This window comes from Vogesella sp. EB (assembly GCF_001037925.1).
Classification (GTDB): domain Bacteria; phylum Pseudomonadota; class Gammaproteobacteria; order Burkholderiales; family Chromobacteriaceae; genus Vogesella; species Vogesella indigofera.
This window is the reverse complement of the sequence record NZ_LFDT01000008.1, coordinates 96,159-113,174: the sequence shown is the minus strand read 5'-3', so window position 1 is coordinate 113,174 and position 17,016 is coordinate 96,159. Positions and strand designations below refer to the sequence as shown.

Here is a 17,016-nt window from a genome sequence, read left to right as displayed (position 1 = left end):
GGAGAGCCGAATGAAACAATCACCGTTTATCGTCGCCATCGCGGCGGCGCTCTTGGCCGCGTGTGCCAGCACCCCGGCGCCGGTCGTCAGCAACCCGCCGGCCGCCACCGTGCCGAGCACGCCGAGCGTGGCCACCGTCGATGTCACCGGCAGCGAGCCGGCACTGCAGGGCGGCAAGGTCAGCGCCGCACAGCTGGCGGCAGCGGTGAAGGCGGCGCCGGACCAGCGTAGCGCGCAGGCGCTGCTCAACGGCCACAGCGTGTACTTCGACTTCGACCAGTCGGTGGTGAAGGATGACCAGCGCGGCGTGGTGGAAGGCAATGCCGCCTTCCTCAACCGCTTCAGCAGCAAGGTGCTGGTGCAGGGCAATACCGACGCCCGCGGCAGCCGCGAGTACAACCTGGCGCTGGGCCAGCGCCGTGCCGAAAGCGTGAAGCAGTCGCTGGAAGTGCTGGGCGTGAAGCCGGCGCAGATCGAGGCGGTCAGCTTCGGCAAGGAAAAACCGCGTGCCGAGGGTGACAGCGAAGCGGCCAACGCCGAAAACCGCCGCGCCGACTTCGTTTACCCGCAGTAATGTGTTGAACCGGTTGCGGGATGGCGCCATGCCGTCCCGCGCTGTTTTTCAGGATGCCACCATGAGCTTGCCCCGCCTGTTGCCCGTTGCCGCCCTCAGCCTGCTGCTGGGCGCCTGTGCCACCACCAGCGATATCGAACAGACCCGCCGCGAACTGGACGCCGCCAAGCAGCAGACCAGCGCGCGGCTGACCGAGGTCGAGGCGCGGCTGTCCAACGAGCGGCTGCTGGACCTGGTCAAGGAAGTGGCCACCCTGCGCAGCGAAATGGCGGCACTGCGCGGCCAGAACGAGATGCTGCAGCATCAGCAGGGCGAAGTGCTGAAGCGGCAGAACGACCTGTACGCCGACCTCGACCTGCGCCTGGGCAAGCTGGAGCAGCCGGCCAGTAACCCGGCGGCAAGTGGCGAGGCGGAGGCTGGCGCCAGCCCGGCGGCACCACTGGTCAGCCCGGCGCAGGACGCGCTGAACAAGGCGCTGGCGACGCTGCGCAACCGCGAGTTTGCCCGCGCGGTGCCGGAGCTGAAGGCGGTGATGGACAAGTTCCCGGCCAACAGCGAGGCGCAGGAAGCCAGCTACTGGCTGGGGGTGGCGCACACCTACCTGAAGCAGTACGACGCCGCCATCGACATCCACCGCCGTTTTGCCGAGCAGTACCCGGCGCACGTGCGGGCGCCGGAGGCGCTGCGGCTGATGGCGGAAAACCAGATCGAGCTGCAGCAGAAGGACCAGGCCAAGGTCACCCTGCGCAAGCTGCTCAAGCTGTACCCGAACAGCGCGGCGGCGACCAAGGCGCGCGAGCGGCTGGCAAAACTGTAACGTAGCGGCCTGCCGGCGCGCCGAAAACATCAAAAGCGGCCACCGGCCGCTTTTTTTTGTGGCGCCGGCGCGGGTACGGGCTGCAAGTCAGCTCGGCAAGCCCTTGCCGAATCAGGTAAAATCGCGTTTTTCCCCTCCTTGATGGAACCCGCCTCCATGATCGAAGTTGGCATCGTGATGGGTAGCAACAGCGACTGGGAAGTCATGCAGAACGCCGCGCGCGTGCTGAAGGACTTCGGTGTCGCGTTCGAAACCCGCGTCGTCTCCGCGCACCGCACTCCCGACCTGCTGTTCCAGTACGCCGAAGAAGCCGAAGCGCGTGGCCTGAAGGCCATCATCGCCGGCGCCGGCGGTGCCGCGCACCTGCCGGGCATGCTGGCCGCCAAGACCCACGTTCCGGTGCTGGGTGTACCGGTGCCGTCCAAATACCTGCGCGGCGAAGATTCGCTGCTGTCCATCGTGCAGATGCCGAAGGGCATTCCGGTGGCCACCTTCGCCATCGGCGAAGCCGGTGCCGCCAATGCCGCGCTGTTCGCGGTGGCGATGCTGGGCAATGCGCAGCCGGAGCTGGCGGCCAAGCTGAAGGCCTTCCGCAAGCAACAGGAACAGACCGTGCTGGCGATGAGCCTGCCGGAGGTGGACTGACATGGCGGCCATCCTGCCCCCGGCGATGCTGGGCATACTCGGCGGCGGCCAGCTGGGCCGCATGTTCGTTACCGCCGCCAAGCGCATGGGCTATCGCGTCACCGTGCTGGACCCGGACGCCAATGCGCCGGCCGCCGACTTTGCCGACGTGCACCTGTGTGCGCCGTTCAATGACGCCGCCGCGTTGCAAACGTTGGCCGCAAGCTGCGCCGCGGTAACCACCGAATTCGAGAACGTCAACGCCGACGCGATGCGCGCGCTGGCGAAAACCACGCGCGTGTCGCCGTCCGGCGACTGCGTGGCCATCGCCCAGGACCGCATCGCCGAGAAGAGCTGGATCAACAAGGCCGGCCTGCCGACCGCACCGTATCTGGCCATCGAGAGCGTCGCCGACATCCAGGTCGAGCTGGCACCCTACCTGCCGGGCATCCTCAAGACCGCGCGTCTCGGTTACGACGGCAAGGGCCAGGTGCGGGTCAAGACCGCCGACGAAGCCCGCGCCGCCTACACCGACCTCGGTGGCCAGGCCTGCGTGCTGGAAAAGATGCTGGACCTGAAACTGGAAGTGTCCGCCATCGTCACCCGCGTAAGCGCGGCCCAGGTGGCGGTGTTCCCGGTGTCGGAGAACATCCACAAGAACGGCATCCTCGACGAGTCCATCGTGCCGGCGCGCATCAGCCCGACCTTGGCCGCACAGGCGCAGGATTACGCGGTGAAGCTGGCCGAAGCGCTGGACTACATCGGCGTGCTGGCGGTGGAATTCTTCGTGCTCGCCGACGACAGTCTGGTGGTCAACGAGATCGCACCGCGGCCGCACAACTCCGGTCACTACACCATCGACGCCTGCGTCACCGACCAGTACCAGCAGCAGGTGCGCGCCATGTGCGGCCTGTTGCCGGGCCGTACCGAGCTGCTGTCGCCGGTGGTGATGGTCAACCTGCTGGGCGACGTGTGGCGCGAGGACGGCGGCGAGCCGCTGTGGGACGTGCTGATGGAAGCACCGAACGCGCACCTGCACCTGTACGGCAAGAAAGAGGCGCGTGCCGGCCGCAAGATGGGGCACTTCACCGTGCTCGCGGCCAACGTCGACGACGCGCTGGACCAGGCGCGCGCGCTGAAGGATACCTTGTAAGAATCCAGGCGACGCCCACAAGGCGTCGCCGTTTGCTTTGTGAAGGAAGTTTCATGACCCAACTGACCAGCCTGAAGAAAATCTATTCCGGCAAGGTGCGCGATCTGTACGAGATCGACGACAAGCGCATGCTGATGATCGCCTCCGACCGCCTGTCGGCGTTCGACGTGATCCTGGACGACCCGATCCCGGGCAAGGGCCAGATCCTGACCGCGATCTCCAACTTCTGGTTCGAGACGCTGAAGGACGTGGTGCCCAACCACCTGACCGGCGACAAGCCGGAAGACGTGGTGTCGGCGGAAGACCTGCCGCTGGTGGCCGGCCGCGGCGTGGTCGCCAAGCGCCTGAAGCCGGTGATGATCGAGGCCGTGGTGCGCGGCTATCTGGCCGGCTCCGGCTGGAAGGAATACCAGAAGTCCGGCACCGTGTGCGGCATCGCGCTGCCGGCCGGGCTGAAGGAATCCAGCAAGCTGCCACAGCCGATCTTCACGCCGTCGACCAAGGCGGCGGTGGGTGATCACGACGAGAACATCACCTTCGCGCAGTGCGAGGCCATCGTCGGCGCCGAGCTGGCAGCCAAGGTACGCGACACCGCCATCCTGCTGTACCAGACCGCGTCCGAATTCGCCGCCCGCCGCGGTATCATCATCTGCGACACCAAGTTCGAATTCGGCCTCGACGAAGACGGCACCCTGACGCTGATGGACGAGGCGCTGACGCCGGACTCCAGCCGTTTCTGGCCGGCCGACAGCTATGCCGAAGGCACCAACCCGCCGTCGTTCGACAAGCAGTTCGTGCGCGACTGGCTGGAAGCCTCCGGCTGGAACAAGCAGGCGCCGGCCCCGGCGGTACCGCTGGACGTGCGCGAGAAGACCGCCGCCAAGTACCGCGAAGCGCTGGAAAAACTGACCGGCTAAGGCTGGCACCTGCCCGCTTGCCGCTGAACGCCCGTACCCCCGGTACGGGCGTTTGCCTATGTCACCTGCGCCACGGATGCGGGGCGGCGCCGGCAATGGCATACTGACGCACTTTCGGCGGCCTGCGGCCAACCTTGTTCCCCATTCCTTGCGTTTTCCGGAGTACTGACATGCCAACCACCCAGCCATCGCTCAGCACCGCGCGTCTGCACCTGTTGCCGGCGGAAAGTGCGTGGGCGCGTGCCATGCTGGATTACCAGGTGCGCAACCGCGAGCATTTCGCGCCATGGGACCCGACCCCGGGCGGGATGTTCTACACCGAGCTGTTTTGGGCGATGCGCATGCGCCAGCGCGAAATGGACTGGAAGGAAAGCCGCGGCGCGCTGTTCCTGGTGATGCCGGAGAAGGAAGCCGGCCGCGTGATCGGCACCGTCAGCCTGTCCAATATCAGCCGCGGCGTGTTCCAGGGCTGCCATCTCGGCTACAACATCGATCACGCGCACCAGGGCCAGGGCCTGATGCGCGAGGCGGTGGAGGCGGTGATCGCCTTTGCCTTCGGCACGCTGAAGCTGCACCGGGTGCAGGCCAACTACCAGCCGGAGAACGAGCGCAGCGCCGCGCTTTTGAAGCGGCTCGGCTTCCAGATCGAGGGCCACGCCCGCGACTACCTGTTCCTCAACGGCGCCTGGCGCGACCACGTGCTGACCGCGCTGATCAACCGCAACTACGATCACACCCCGCTGCAGGCCTGAGCGCCGGCACGAAACTTCCCTTTCTCTGCCTTGTCCAGCTGACGCCGCCGTCAGCCGGACGGCAGGATCACGAGCCAATGAAAGGAGTGAGATGACACTGGATCCGGTCGTACTGTTTTTCCTGCTGGGGCTGTTCGCGGCCCTGGCGCGTTCCGAGCTGAAGCTGCCGCCGGCCCTGTACGAGACGCTGTCGGTATTCCTGCTGCTGGCCATCGGCCTGAAGGGCGGCGTGGCGCTGGCGAAAACGGGCAGCCCGCAGGTGCTGCTGCAGGTGCTGCTGGTGATCCTGCTGGGCACGCTGCTGACGCTGCTCGCTTTCGGCATCCTGCGCTGGCGGCTGAACCGTGCCGATGCGGCGGCCACCGCCGCCCATTACGGTTCGGTCAGTGTGGTGACCTTCGCGGTTGCGGCCAGCTTCCTCGCGCGGCAGGGCATCGAGGCCGAGCCGCAACTGACGCTGTTCCTGGCGGTGATGGAGATGCCGGCGCTGGTGGTGGGGGTGCTGCTGGCGCGGCTGGGCGACGGGCAGCAGCTGCGCTGGGGGCAGTTGGCGCACGAGGTCTTCCTCGGCAAGAGCATGGTGCTGTTGCTCGGCGGGTTGGTGATCGGCTGGCTGGCCGGGCCGGTGGGCATAGTCAGCCTGTCGCCGCTGTACGTCGACCTGTTCAAGCCGGTGCTGTCGCTGTTCCTGCTGGAGATGGGGCTGCTGACGGCGGCCAAGCTCGGCGGCTTGCGGCGCCAGGGCGGCTTCGTGGTGCTGTTCGGGTTGCTGGTGCCGCTCGGCTTTGCCTGCATTGGCCTTGGCAGCGCCTACGCCATGGGGCTGTCGGCGGGCGGGGCGCTGCTGCTGGCGACCCTGTGCGCCTCGTCTTCCTATATCGCCGCCCCGGCTGCGATGCGTATTGCGGTGCCCGAGGCCAATCCGGCGCTGTCGCTGGCGGCCAGCCTTGGGGTGACCTTTCCGTTCAACCTGCTGTTCGGTATCCCTTTGTACTGGATGCTGACACAATGGCTGTATGCCTGAGGAGCGTGCGATGACCTTTCATGCCAAGAAACTGTTGACCATCGTCACCGAGGCGGTGCTGGAAGCGCCGCTGGTGAAAGTGCTGCAGCAGCTCGGCGCCCACGGCTATACCGTCAGCGATGCCCGTGGCGGCGGCAGCCACGGCGTGCAGGGCGGCGGCTGGTCGTTCGAGGGCAATATCCGCGTCGACGTGGTATGCGATACGGCGGTGGCGGAGGCGATTGCCGCGCATTGCCAGCAGGCCTACCTGCCGCACTACGGCCTGATCCTCTACGTGTCCGATGTCGGTGTGCTGCGTGCCGACAAGTTCTGATTCCCGCTTGCAGGGTGTGCGATGAAGCCTTTTCAGCTGACGGCCAGCGATGGTCACGTGATCCACGGTGTGTCTTGGCCGACGCAGCAGGCGCCGCGCGGCGTGCTGGTGATTGCCCACGGCATGAGCGAGCACGCCGAGCGCTACGACGTGCTGGCCGGGCGGCTGGCGGCCGCCGGTTACTGGGTCTACGCCCACAACCACCGCGGCCACGGCCGCGAGGCGCCGCTGCCGGGCTGGTTCGCCGCGCACGACGGCTGGTCGCTGGTGGTCGATGACCTGCGCGAGGTGGTCGATCATGCCGCGGCGGCGCATCCGCAGACCCCGCTGGTGCTGTACGGCCACAGCATGGGCAGCTTCGTGGCGCGCGCCTTTTTCCTGCGCTACGGCCAGCGCCTGTCCGGCATGGTGCTGTCCGCCACCGGCTATCGCCAGCGGGTGCTGGCACGGCTGATGCGCGGCGTGGCAAGGTTGGCCGCAAGGCTGGGCGGCGCCGCCAGCCCCAGCCGGCTGATGACGGCGCTGGTGTTCGGCAGCTTCAATCTTGGCTTCATGCCGACGCGCACCACGCTGGACTGGCTGTCGCGCGATGCGGCGCAGGTGGACGCCTATCTCGCCGATCCGCTGTGCGGCCAGTTTCCGACGCCGCAGCTGTGGATCGACCTGTTCGGCGGCATCATCGCGCTGGAGCAGGGCGAGGCCGCCGGGCGCGGCCTGCACGATTGCCCGGTATGGCTGCAGGCCGGCAGCCGCGATCCGGTCAGCCTCGGCAAGTTCGGCCTCGGCCAGCTGGCGCGGCGCTACCGCAAGGCCGGGCTGCGCGACGTGACGGTGACGGTGTATCCCGGCGCCCGCCACGAGATGCACCACGAGACCAACCGCGCCGAGTTCGAGGCCGATCTGCTGGCCTGGCTTAACCGCGTCTGCCGTTCAGCGCGTGTTCACGATCTCGCGAGCTAGAGCGAGACAAGGCGAAAATGGCTGAGGAAGCGGCGTTTAGCTGGATGTAAACACGCATGCCGAAGCCGTTTTCAACGCCGTACGCCCTCCATTGAGATCAGCCGCAGCAGATCGTGAGCAGGTTCTCAACCAAATAGCACCAGTCCCCATACCAGCAGCAGGTTGACGAGGCCGAGCAGCTGCGCCGCGCTGCCCATGTCCTTGGCGCGCTTGGCCAGCGGGTGGCGTTCCAGCGAGGTGTGGTCCACCGCCGCCTCGATCGCGGAATTGAGCAGCTCGATGATCAGCGTGGCGATGGAGCTGGCCACCAGCAGTGCGCGTGCCAGCGGCGTGGCATCGACCACGAACAGTGCCAGCGGCACCAGCAGTAGCGCCAGCAGCGACAACTGGCGGAAGGCGTCCTCGTGGCGGAAGGCGGCGCGCAGGCCGTCCAGCGAGTAGCCGAAGGCATTCAGCAGGCGGCGTAGGCCGGTCTTGCCCTTGAACGGGCTTTCTTGATGCGGTGTCATCCGTTTCCTGTTTCGGTAATGCTGTCCGGCGCCACGCGCCAGTGCAGCCGTGCGGCCAGCGCGGGGTTCAGCCACGCGCGGCCCTGTCCGTCGATCAGCAGCCAGCCGGCCACGCCCAGCGCGCGCGCATGGCGTGCGGCCAACCCTGGCCCGTCCAGATACAGCGGTTTGCTGGCGACGTCGGAGCGCAGCCCGGCGTCGCTTGCCGGCGCGATCAGCACCGTCGCCGACTGCAGGCGGCAGTCGCTGTTGCCGTCGCGCGGGTCGATCAGGTGGCAATGGCGGCGACCGTCGCGCAGCACATGGCGCTGGTAGTCGCCGGAGGTGCCGATCGCCTCGCCGTCGTGCAGCGGCAGCGTCGCCATCGCCTCGTTGCGGCGCGGGTGGCGGATGCCGACCTGCCACGGCGTGCCGTCGGCTTTCTGCCCCAGCGCCATGATATTGCCGCCAATATTAAGCAACGCTGAACGGATGCCGGCGGTCTGCAATTGCCGCCGTGCGCGATCCAGCGCCCAGCCCTTGGCCATGCCGCCGACGTCGACCTGCAGCGTGCGCTTGTCGCTGCGCACCTCGCCGTCGGCGCTGATGCGCAGGTCGCGCAGGCGCGGCCGGCTCGCCACCAGCGCCTGCAGCGCCGTCATGTCCACGGCCGTGCTCGCCGGCGTGTCCTGGTGAAAACCCCACAGCGCCACCAGCCGGCCGATCGCCGGCGAGAACAGCCCGTCGCTGCGTGCCTCCAGCGCCTGTCCGTTGCGCAACAGTTCCAGCAGTTCCGGCGACGGCCGGTACGGCTGGCCGCTGGCGAGGGCGCGGTTCAGGCGGCCGGCATCGCTGTCCGGCTGCCACGGGTGCAGCAGCCGGTGCAGCCGGTCCAGCTCGGCCAGCACCGCGGCGGCGGCCTGCTGCGCCTGCGCCGGCGTGGCGGCGTTGAGCTTCAGCTCGACACGGGTGCCGAACACGTAGCTTTCCTGCTGCCACGGCGCTGGCGGCTCGCTGCAGGCGGTGAGGCCGGACATGACAAGGGCGGCCAGTGCCGCCCTTGTGGTGAAGCAGGTTGGCCGCATCAGCGCCGTTCCGTCACCGCGCGTTCCAGCGCATCGATGAACAGGCCGGCGACGTCGATGTCGCTGTGGTTCATGATTTCACGGAAACATGTCGGGCTGGTGACGTTGACTTCGGTCAGGTAGTTGCCGATCACGTCCAGCCCGGCCAGCAGGATGCCGCGCTGTTTCAGCTCCGGCGCCAGCCCCTCGGCGATCTCGCGGTCGCGCGTGCTCAGCGGCCGCACTTCGCCACGGCCGCCGGCGGCGAGGTTGCCGCGGTTGTCGCCGCCCTGCGGGATGCGCGCCAGGCAGTAGTCGACCGGCACGCCGTCGATCACCAGGATGCGCTTGTCGCCGTCGCGGATTTCCGGGATGTAGCGCTGCGCCATGATGGTGCGTTGGCCCTGTTCGGACAGGGTTTCGATGATCACGTTCAGGTTCGGATCGTCCGGCCGCGCACGGAAGATGCTGCTGCCGCCCATCCCGTCCAGCGGCTTGAGGATCGCGTCGTGGTGCTGGCGCACGAAGGCCAGCAGCCGCGACGGTTGCGAGGTGACCAGCGTCGGCGCGGTGAACTCGGCAAAGTTGAGGATGGCCAGCTTCTCGTTGAAGTCGCGCAGCGCCTGGCCCTTGTTGAACACGCGCGCACCCTCGGCCTCGGCCAGCGTCAGCAGCTGGGTGGCGTACAGGTACTCCAGGTCGAACGGCGGGTCCTTGCGCATCACCACCGCGCTGAACGAATTCAGCGGCAGGCGCTGCCCGTCGCTGGCGCGGAACCAGTCCTTGCCGTCCTTGCCGGTGAGGCTGACGCTGACGACGTCGGCCTGGATGCGGCCGCCCTCGATGGCGATGTCGCGTGCCTCGCAGAAGTAGATCGCGTGCTGGCGTGCTGCCGCCGCTTCCATCATCGCGAAGGTGCTGTCTTTCTTGATCTTGAAGCCGGCCAGCGGGTCGGCAATGAACAGGATTTTCATTCGGGCCTCACTCGGCGTCAGGGTCGGTCGCTTCCAGCTCCAGCGCGGCGGCCAGCATCGCCAGTCGCGCGATCACGCCGTAGGCGTAGAAGCGGTTGGGGGCGTCGTTCGGCGCCGCCTTGTGGTCGGGCAGGCAGTGCTCTTCGAACGACAGCGGCACGAACTGCATGCCGGGGGCGTTGAGGTTTTCGTCGACACCGCGCCCGGTGTGCACGCGGTAGAAGCCGCCGATCACATAGCGGTCCATCATGTACACCACCGGCTCGGCGACGCCGTCGTTGACGCATTCGAAGGTGTACACCCCTTCCTGCACGATGACTTCGTTGACTTCCAGTCCTTCCTTCACCACCGCCATCTTGTTGCGCGCCTTGCGGTTGAGGCCGCGTACCTCGTCGCCGCTCTTCACGCTCATGATGCCCATGCCGTAGGTGCCGGCGTCGGCCTTCACGATCACGTACGGTTCGTGGCTGATGCCGTATTCGCGGTACTTGATGCGGATTTTTTCCAGCATCTGTTCCACCAGCTCGGCGAGCTGGTCCTCGCCCTGGCGCGACTGGAAGTCGAGGCCCTTGGCGGCGAAGAAGTAGGGGTTGATCAGCCACGGGTCGATCGACAGCATCTGCGCGAAGTCGGCGACCACCTTGTCGTAGGCGGCAAAGTGGTTGGTCTTGCGCCGCACCGCCCAGCCGGCGTGCAGCGGCGGCAGCAGGTTCTGTTCGATGTTCTTCAGGATGTCGGGCAGGCCGGCGGAGAGGTCGTTGTTGAGCAGCACGATGCAGGGGCTGAAACCGTCGGCCAGCACCACGCGGTTGCCGCGCCGCTCCAGCGGCTCGACGGTGATGATGTCGCCGTTGGCGGCAGTCAGCTGCGTCGGTTCGGTGATTTCCGGGTTCAGCGAGCCCAGGCGCACCTTCAACCCGGCCTGCTGGAAAATGTGCACCAGCGCCGCCACGTTCTGCAGGTAGTAGGTGTTGCGGGTGTGGTTTTCCGGGATCAGCAGGATGCTCTTCGCTTCCGGACAGGCTCGCTCCACCGCGCTCTGCGCCGCCTGCACCGCCAGCGGCAGGAAGTCAGGATTCAGGTTGTTGAAGCCGCCGGGAAAGAGGTTCATGTCCACCGGAGCCAGCTTGAAACCGCTGTTGCGCAGGTCAACCGAGCCGTAGAACGGGGCGGCGTGGTTGTTCCACTGCTTGCGGAACCAGTGCTCGATGTGCGGCTGTGCCGCCAGGATGCGGCTTTCCAGTTCCAGTAACGGTCCGGTGAGTGCCGTGGTCAGGTGCGGTACAGTCATGAATCCCTCTCTTGCCCGTCAATCGATGAGTGTCAGTTTAACTGCAGGATGGTGGGGTCGCGACAGGGCTTATTCAAGTCAAAATGCAAACAGGCCGGCAAATGCCGTCGCCTGCGGCAGTTGCCGGCCTGCCATCGCGCCGATGGTCGCCAGTCGGATTCAGCGCGGGCGGCTTACAGCGGCCACGGTTCGTTATAGGCCTGCTGGTACAGCGCGCGCAGTTTTTCCCAGTCGAAAAAGTGGTTCTGCGGGCCGTGGCTGGTGACCTTGATCGCGCCGATGACATTGGCGAGGCGGCCGGTGGTTTTCCAGTCCAGCCCCTGCTTGATGCCGTACAGCAGGCCGGCGCGGAAGGCGTCGCCGCAGCCCATCGGATCGAGCGGCTTGATCGGCATCTGCACCCGCGGAATCAGGTGGATGGTGTCGTCGGCGTAGATTTCGGCACCCTTGGAGCCACGGGTGACGATCAGCGCCTCGACCTTGCCGGCCAGCACTTCCACCGGCAGCCCGGCGCGTTCGCGCATCAGCTCGCTCTCGTAGTCGTTGATGGCGACGTAGCTGGCCAGCTCCACGATCTCGTTCAGTTCCTCACGCGACAGCAGCGGCAGCTCCTGGCCGGGGTCGAAGATGAACGGGATGCCGGCCTCGTGCAGCTCGCGGGTGTGCTGCAGGAAGGCGGCGTGGCCGCCAGGCGATACAATCGCCACCTCGATGCGCTGTGGCACGTCGGCGATGTGGTTGATGGTGGCGTGGTCCATGGCGCCGGGATGGAAGGCCATCAGCTGGTTGCCATCCTTGTCGGCGATGCCGAAGCACTGCGAGGTGTACTGGCCGCGGATGGTGCGGATGAAGCGGTCGTCGACGCCGGCGCGCTTCAGGTGCTGGCGGTAGGGCTCGAAGTCCTCGCCCACCGCGCCCATCACCAGCGGCGTCTCGCCGAGCAGGCACAGGCTGTAGGCGATGTTGCCGGCCGGGCCGCCAAACTCGCGGCGCATGGTCGGCACCTTGAAGGTGGTCGAGATCTTGTGCAGCTGATCGGGCAGAATATGGTTATCGAAGCGGTCTTCGAAATTGAACAGCGTGTCGTAGGCTAGCGCCCCGCAAACGAGAATGGACATGGCCCGTGCGTCAACAGAAGGGGAATCGACCATTCTATCACGAAGCCGCGGCCGTGCCGCGCTGAACTGTGGCGTACTGGTGGCGATCTAACGCCATCTGACGCATTACTCCGGAATAAACTGATGTCTGTAAAAACCATGCTTTCGCGCCGCCTGCTGCTGGGCGGCCTGTTGCTGCTGCCGCTGGGTGCCGTGGCCGGCGGCCTGCTGGACAGCGCCGTGCTGACCGAGCTTAACGGCAAGCCGGCCAGCTTTGCCCGCTACCAGGGCAAGACCACGGTGGTGAATTTCTGGGCCACCTGGTGCGCGCCGTGCCGCAAGGAGATGCCGCTGCTGTCGGCGCTGGCGCCAAGGTTGGCCGCACGCCAGGTGCGCTTCGTCGGCATCGCGCTGGACCAGCCGGGCGAGGTGGCGGCCTACCTGAAGCAGCTGCCGGTCAGCTATCCGGTGCTGATGAGCGACGGTGAGGGCATCGCGCTGATGCGTGCGCTGGGCAACCGCAGCGGCGGGCTGCCGTTTACCGTGGTGCTGGACGAGCAGGGTCGGCCGCTGACGCGCCTCGCCGGGCTGGTGAGCGAGGCGGCGCTGATGAAGGCGCTGCCACTGCGCTGACGGCGTTGCGGCCAACCCTGGGCGTCTGGCGCTGAGGCGGCGGGCGCGCTGACGCCGCCGCTCAGATCATCACTTCGGCGGCGCTTTTCGCCGCAGCCGCTGCCGCCGCGGTCGCCGGCGCATCCAGCAGCTGGCGCACCTGCTGCTGCAGTTCGTCGCGCAGTTGCTGCAGCTGGCTCACGGTCTGCTCGTCGGCATCCTGCAGTTCGAACTGGCGCCAGGTCAGCACCCGCTCGTTCAGGGTGTACAGCTGCTGGTGCAGCTGGCCGATGCGGTGGTACAGCGGGTGCTGGCCGAAGTAGGCGCTGCCGGCACCGTGATACCAGTTGTCGAAATCGCGGTAGCTGTTGCCGTTCTCCTGCTGCGGCAGCTCGCGCGATCCCTGCTGCAGCCAGTCGATCAGGCGGTTGCTGGCCTGGCGGTGCGCCAGCTCCAGGTTGAACAGCTTGGTGTCGTCGCCGGTCCAGCGCCGTTTGCTGGCCAGCTGCCAGGCGGCGGCGCCCTGCCACTGCTGCGCCCAGCCCAGCAGCGCGTCCGCCGGCATCGGTCGCGCGATGCCGAAGCCCTGCGCGTGGTCGCAGCCGATGTGCAGCAGCAGGCTGCCGTGCTCGATGCTTTCCACGCCCTCGGCCACCACCGAGCGGCTGAACGCCTCCGACAATCCGATGATGCCCTGCACGATGGCGAGGTCGTCGCCGTCCTCGTGCATGTCGCGGATGAAGGACTGGTCGATCTTCAGCTTGCCGGCCGGCAGCCGCTTCAGGTACAGCAGCGAGGAGTAGCCGGTGCCAAAGTCGTCGAGCGAGAACTCCACCCCCAGCTCGCGGCAGGTGGTCATCAGCGCGCCGACGCGGGTGATGTCCTTCAGCGCGGTGCTTTCCAGTACCTCGATTTCCAGCATCCCGGCCGGCAACTCCGGGTATTCCGCCAGCAGCGCCGCCAGCCGTTCGGCGAAGTTGTCCTGCTGCAGGTGATAGGCGGAGATGTTGACGCTGACCGGCAGCGTCATGCCCTGCGCCTGCCAGAAGCGCATCTGCGCCAGCGCGCTGCGCAGCACCCATTCGCCCAGCGCGATATCCAGCGGGCTGCCTTCGGCGTCGTCGAGGAAGTGGGCCGGGGTCAGCAGGCCCTTGTCCGGATGCTGCCAGCGCATCAGCGCCTCGGCGCCGACCACGCTGCCGTCGCGCATATTGACCTTGGGCTGGTAGAACAGGCACAGCTCGCCTTGCTGCAGCGCCTGCGCCAGCCGCCCCAGCCCTTCCTGGCGGAAGCGGCTCTGGCGGTCGTGCTCGGCGTCGAAGATCTGGTAGCCGTTGCGACCCTTTTCCTTGGCCTGGTACATCGCCTGGTCGGCGTGGCGCAGCAGGGTGTCCGGGTCCTGCTCGTCCTGCGGATACAGCGTGACGCCGATGCTGGCCGAGATCTCGATGTGGATGTCGCCCAGCAAGACCGGGTGGGCGACGGTGTCCAGTACCCGCTGCAGGCTGTGGCGGCAGGTCTGCAGGTCGGGTAGGCCGGACAGCAGCAGCACGAACTCGTCGCCGCCCAGCCGCGCCAGGGTGTCGCCGCCCTGCAGCGTGTGCTGCAGCCGCTCGGCGACCTGCACCAGCAGGCGGTCGCCGACCTCGTGGCCGTAGCGGTCGTTGACCGCCTTGAAACCGTCCAGATCCATGAAACAGATCGCCAGCCAGTGGCCGCTGTGCTGCGCCTGGGCGATGGCCACCTTCATGCGGTCGGCCAGCAGCACGCGGTTGGGTAGCTGGGTGAGCGGGTCGTGGTGCGCCATCTGCGCCAGCCGGTTTTCCTGCGCCTTCATCACCGTGATGTCGGCGAACACCGCGATGTAGTGGCGCACATTGCCGGACTGGTCGTGGATCACCGACACCGACAGCAGCAGCGGTGCCACCTCGCCATCCTTGCGCCGGTTCCAGATCTCGCCCTGCCAGTGGCCGCTGCTCTGCAGCTTGTCGCGCATGGCGAGGTAGAACACCGAGTCGTGGCGTGCTGACTGCAGCTTGCGCGGGGTATGGCCAATCAGCTCGTCGCGCTCGTAGCCGGTGATGCTGCAGCAGGCGCGGTTGACGTCCAGCAGCCGGCCGCGGGCATCGGCAATGATGATGCCGTCGTGGGAGTGCTTGAACACGCCGGCCAGCAGCCGCAGCCGTTCTTCGGCGCGGGTCTGCTCGGTGATGTCGTTCCAGGCGCCGATGATGCCGGCGATGTCGCCGTGGTCGTTGTAGAACACGTCCTTGGACAGGATCACCTCGCGGCGCTGCTGGCGCTGGGTGACGATGCTGGCCTGGTAGTCGAGGTGCGGCTGGCCGGCGAGCAGTTCGGCGTCGTGCAGGCAGTGCACCGCGGCGATGTCGGCCGGCCACAGCTCGGCCGGGGTCTTGCCGCGGATGTCGATGCGACCGTAGCCGGTGACGCGGGTGAAGGCGGCGTTGCAGCCGAGGAAGCGCCCCTGCGCGTCCTTGTAGAACATCGGGATCGGGATTGCCATCAGCAGCATGTCGGCAAAGCGCTGGCTCTTGGCCCAGTGCTCGTCGGCGGACTGCACCGCCGCCGCCATGCGGTTGAAGGCGGCGCCGAGGCGGCCGATCTCGTCGTGGCGGCTTTCCGGCGCCCGCGTCAGCAGCTTGCCTTGCCCCAGTGCCTCGGCGGCGAGGGACAGGTATTGCAGCCGCCGGCTCAGCCACAGCGTGACCCAGATCATCCAGCCGGTGGCGAGGATGATGCCGGCGACGATCAGCGGCCCGGTGCGCTGCGCGAGGCCGCTGAGCATGCGGCTGGATTCGCTCTGCCGCAGGCCGGCCTGGATCTGGCCTTGGCTGATCTTGAAGCGGGTGTCGAAGATGTCGTCGTCGCTGTCCGGCAGCGAGCGGTCCGCTTGCGGCTGCAGGCCGTCGGCGAGGCCGGCGCGCGCCAGCTCCTTGCCGCTGGAGTCGCGGATGATCAGGTAGGCGATGTCGCCACCGTGGGTCAGCTCGCTGGCGATCTCCTGCAGCGTGATGAAGTCGCGCTCCAGCAACGGCGCGATCAGCGCAGCCTGCAGCTCGCTGTGCAGGCTGCGGGTGCGCAGCTGCGTCTGCGCCACCGCGGTGTCCTGCAGCACGCGCACGCTCTGCCAGGCGATGCCGGCAAACACCAGCAGCTGGATCAGCAGCAGCACCGGGATGATGGCCCATTTCAGCGAACGGGGACGCAGCGGCAGACGCATTATCGCAGCAGTCCTTTCAGATCCCTGACGAATGGGTCCAGCGCGCGCATGTCCTGCTCGCTGACCGGGCGCAGGCCGCCGTGGTTGAGGTCGCGGCTGAAGGCGCGCCCCTGCGGCGTGTCATTGGCAAAGGTCAGCAGCCGTTGCTGCAGCCGCGCCAGCCGCGCGCTGCCGAGGCGCTTGTGGCCGAGGTACAGCTGCGGCGTGGTGTGCGGCAGCCGGGCCAGGATGCGGATCCTGGTATGGATGTCGCCGCCGAACTGGTGCAGTGCGCTGACCGAGATGATGGCGGCCGCCGACTCGCCGCTCAGCAGCGCCGCCAGCGAATTGGCGTGGCTACCGGTGGGGTGGATGACGAGGTGCTGGCCGGGGTGATAGCCGGCCTGGCTCAGGTAGCGCTGTGCCGCCAGGGTCAGGTTGGCCAGACGGTCGCTGGTAGACACCGTCTGGCCGCGCAGCTGCGCCAGCTCGCGGATGCCGTCACGGCGGGTGACCAGCAGCGGCTCCAGGTCGGCCAGCGGTCGCGCCAGCGGCTGGTAGTCCTGCTCCAGCTGCGCCAGGCGGCCGAAGTAGGGCGAGGTGGCGATGATGTCGTAGCGCCCCTGGCGCGTGCGCTCGAGGAAAAAACTGTAGTCGGCGGCGCTTTCCAGCGTCACCGGTTGCTGCAGGGTGCGTTCCAGCTCGGCGCGCAGCGGCTCGTACAGCGTGGCCAGCTTGCGGGCCGACATATAGGGCACCACGCCCAGCACCAGCGAGGCGGCGGCGTGCGCGCTTGCCAGCAGGCACAGCCACAGCAGGCCGGCGGTCAGTAGGTTCTTGGCCATCCATCCAGTCTCGTTATCGTTGGGTCGCCATGGCGCGCTGCGGCATGGACACGATGGCAGGATCGTCAATGACAATGGAATTTAATTGCGCGATTGCCTCGCCAATGATGAAGCAAATACGCGGCGGGTGCAAAAACGGGAACTGATCTGGCGCAAACGAGGTGAAAAATCTATCGAAATGCGGCAATGCACAACAATGCCGTTGCGATGCAGCATTGCGGCCAACCCTGGGCGCAGGTTGGCCGCAAGCGGAGAGAGATGGCACCGGCCGCACCCGGCGCGCCGTGACGG

17 protein-coding genes are annotated in these 17,016 nt (G+C 67.2%); 10 read left to right on the top strand and 7 right to left on the bottom strand.

Features of this window, described 5'->3' with window-relative positions:
• Positions 1–10: 10 nt before the first annotated feature.
• The 9 genes from ACG97_RS07055 to ACG97_RS07015 all read left to right on the top strand — a co-directional run bounded on the left by ACG97_RS07055 (position 11) and on the right by ACG97_RS07015 (position 7,134).
• Positions 11–574: an OmpA family protein gene (locus ACG97_RS07055; protein WP_047966640.1), complete on the top strand. Its 564-nt coding sequence runs from the start codon at positions 11–13 to the stop codon at positions 572–574.
• A 61-nt stretch (positions 575–635) separates the two neighbouring features.
• Positions 636–1,391, top strand: coding sequence for a YbgF trimerization domain-containing protein (locus ACG97_RS07050; protein ID WP_053068098.1), 756 nt, complete (start codon positions 636–638; stop codon positions 1,389–1,391).
• A gap of 156 nt (positions 1,392–1,547) precedes the next feature.
• Complete coding sequence (gene purE, locus ACG97_RS07045) at positions 1,548–2,036, top strand: 5-(carboxyamino)imidazole ribonucleotide mutase (RefSeq protein WP_047966639.1); 489 nt, start codon at positions 1,548–1,550, stop codon at positions 2,034–2,036.
• Between the two features lies 1 nt (position 2,037).
• Positions 2,038–3,168: a 5-(carboxyamino)imidazole ribonucleotide synthase gene (locus ACG97_RS07040; protein WP_047966638.1), complete on the top strand. Its 1,131-nt coding sequence runs from the start codon at positions 2,038–2,040 to the stop codon at positions 3,166–3,168.
• Positions 3,169–3,221: 53 nt separating this feature from the next.
• Positions 3,222–4,085: a phosphoribosylaminoimidazolesuccinocarboxamide synthase gene (locus ACG97_RS07035; protein WP_047966637.1), complete on the top strand. Its 864-nt coding sequence runs from the start codon at positions 3,222–3,224 to the stop codon at positions 4,083–4,085.
• 170 nt (positions 4,086–4,255) lie between these two features.
• Positions 4,256–4,837, top strand: a complete 582-nt coding sequence (locus tag ACG97_RS07030; protein ID WP_047966636.1) for a GNAT family N-acetyltransferase — start codon at positions 4,256–4,258, stop codon at positions 4,835–4,837.
• A 91-nt stretch (positions 4,838–4,928) separates the two neighbouring features.
• Positions 4,929–5,861 carry a sodium-dependent bicarbonate transport family permease gene (locus ACG97_RS07025; protein WP_047966635.1) on the top strand — a complete coding sequence of 311 codons (933 nt, stop codon included), beginning with the start codon at positions 4,929–4,931 and terminating at the stop codon, positions 5,859–5,861.
• 10 nt (positions 5,862–5,871) lie between these two features.
• On the top strand, positions 5,872–6,174 hold the full coding sequence (locus ACG97_RS07020; protein WP_047966669.1) for a hypothetical protein: 303 nt from the start codon (positions 5,872–5,874) through the stop codon (positions 6,172–6,174).
• Between the two features lie 21 nt (positions 6,175–6,195).
• Positions 6,196–7,134 carry an alpha/beta hydrolase gene (locus ACG97_RS07015; RefSeq protein WP_047966634.1) on the top strand — a complete coding sequence of 313 codons (939 nt, stop codon included), beginning with the start codon at positions 6,196–6,198 and terminating at the stop codon, positions 7,132–7,134.
• Between the two features lie 125 nt (positions 7,135–7,259).
• On the opposite strand, the gene ACG97_RS07010 is transcribed toward ACG97_RS07015, so the two are convergent.
• The 5 genes from ACG97_RS07010 to ACG97_RS06990 form a co-directional block, all read right to left on the bottom strand.
• Positions 7,260–7,643 carry a diacylglycerol kinase gene (locus ACG97_RS07010; protein WP_047966633.1) on the bottom strand — a complete coding sequence of 128 codons (384 nt, stop codon included), beginning with the start codon at positions 7,641–7,643 and terminating at the stop codon, positions 7,260–7,262.
• Positions 7,640–8,659: an FAD:protein FMN transferase gene (locus ACG97_RS07005; protein ID WP_238377284.1), complete on the bottom strand. Its 1,020-nt coding sequence runs from the start codon at positions 8,657–8,659 to the stop codon at positions 7,640–7,642. Before ACG97_RS07005 ends, ACG97_RS07010 begins: the two co-directional genes overlap by 4 nt.
• A 47-nt stretch (positions 8,660–8,706) precedes the next feature.
• Positions 8,707–9,660, bottom strand: coding sequence for a glutathione synthase (gshB, locus tag ACG97_RS07000; RefSeq protein WP_047966631.1), 954 nt, complete (start codon positions 9,658–9,660; stop codon positions 8,707–8,709).
• Between the two features lie 7 nt (positions 9,661–9,667).
• Positions 9,668–10,951 (bottom strand): glutamate--cysteine ligase, encoded by a 1,284-nt coding sequence (gene gshA / locus ACG97_RS06995; RefSeq protein ID WP_047966630.1) that lies wholly within the window; start codon positions 10,949–10,951, stop codon positions 9,668–9,670.
• Between the two features lie 173 nt (positions 10,952–11,124).
• Positions 11,125–12,069, bottom strand: coding sequence for a carbohydrate kinase family protein (locus ACG97_RS06990; RefSeq protein ID WP_047966629.1), 945 nt, complete (start codon positions 12,067–12,069; stop codon positions 11,125–11,127).
• 123 nt (positions 12,070–12,192) lie between these two features.
• Here ACG97_RS06990 and ACG97_RS06985 point away from each other — a divergent pair, with 123 nt between their 5' ends.
• On the top strand, positions 12,193–12,681 hold the full coding sequence (locus ACG97_RS06985; RefSeq protein ID WP_047966628.1) for a TlpA disulfide reductase family protein: 489 nt from the start codon (positions 12,193–12,195) through the stop codon (positions 12,679–12,681).
• Positions 12,682–12,742: 61 nt separating this feature from the next.
• Here the strand turns inward: ACG97_RS06985 and ACG97_RS16920 are convergent, their stop codons facing one another.
• Positions 12,743–15,901, bottom strand: a complete 3,159-nt coding sequence (locus ACG97_RS16920) for an EAL domain-containing protein (protein ID WP_053068097.1) — start codon at positions 15,899–15,901, stop codon at positions 12,743–12,745.
• Complete coding sequence (locus tag ACG97_RS06975) at positions 15,901–16,725, bottom strand: phosphate/phosphite/phosphonate ABC transporter substrate-binding protein (protein WP_047966627.1); 825 nt, start codon at positions 16,723–16,725, stop codon at positions 15,901–15,903. Before ACG97_RS06975 ends, ACG97_RS16920 begins: the two co-directional genes overlap by 1 nt.
• Positions 16,726–17,016 lie beyond the last annotated feature (291 nt).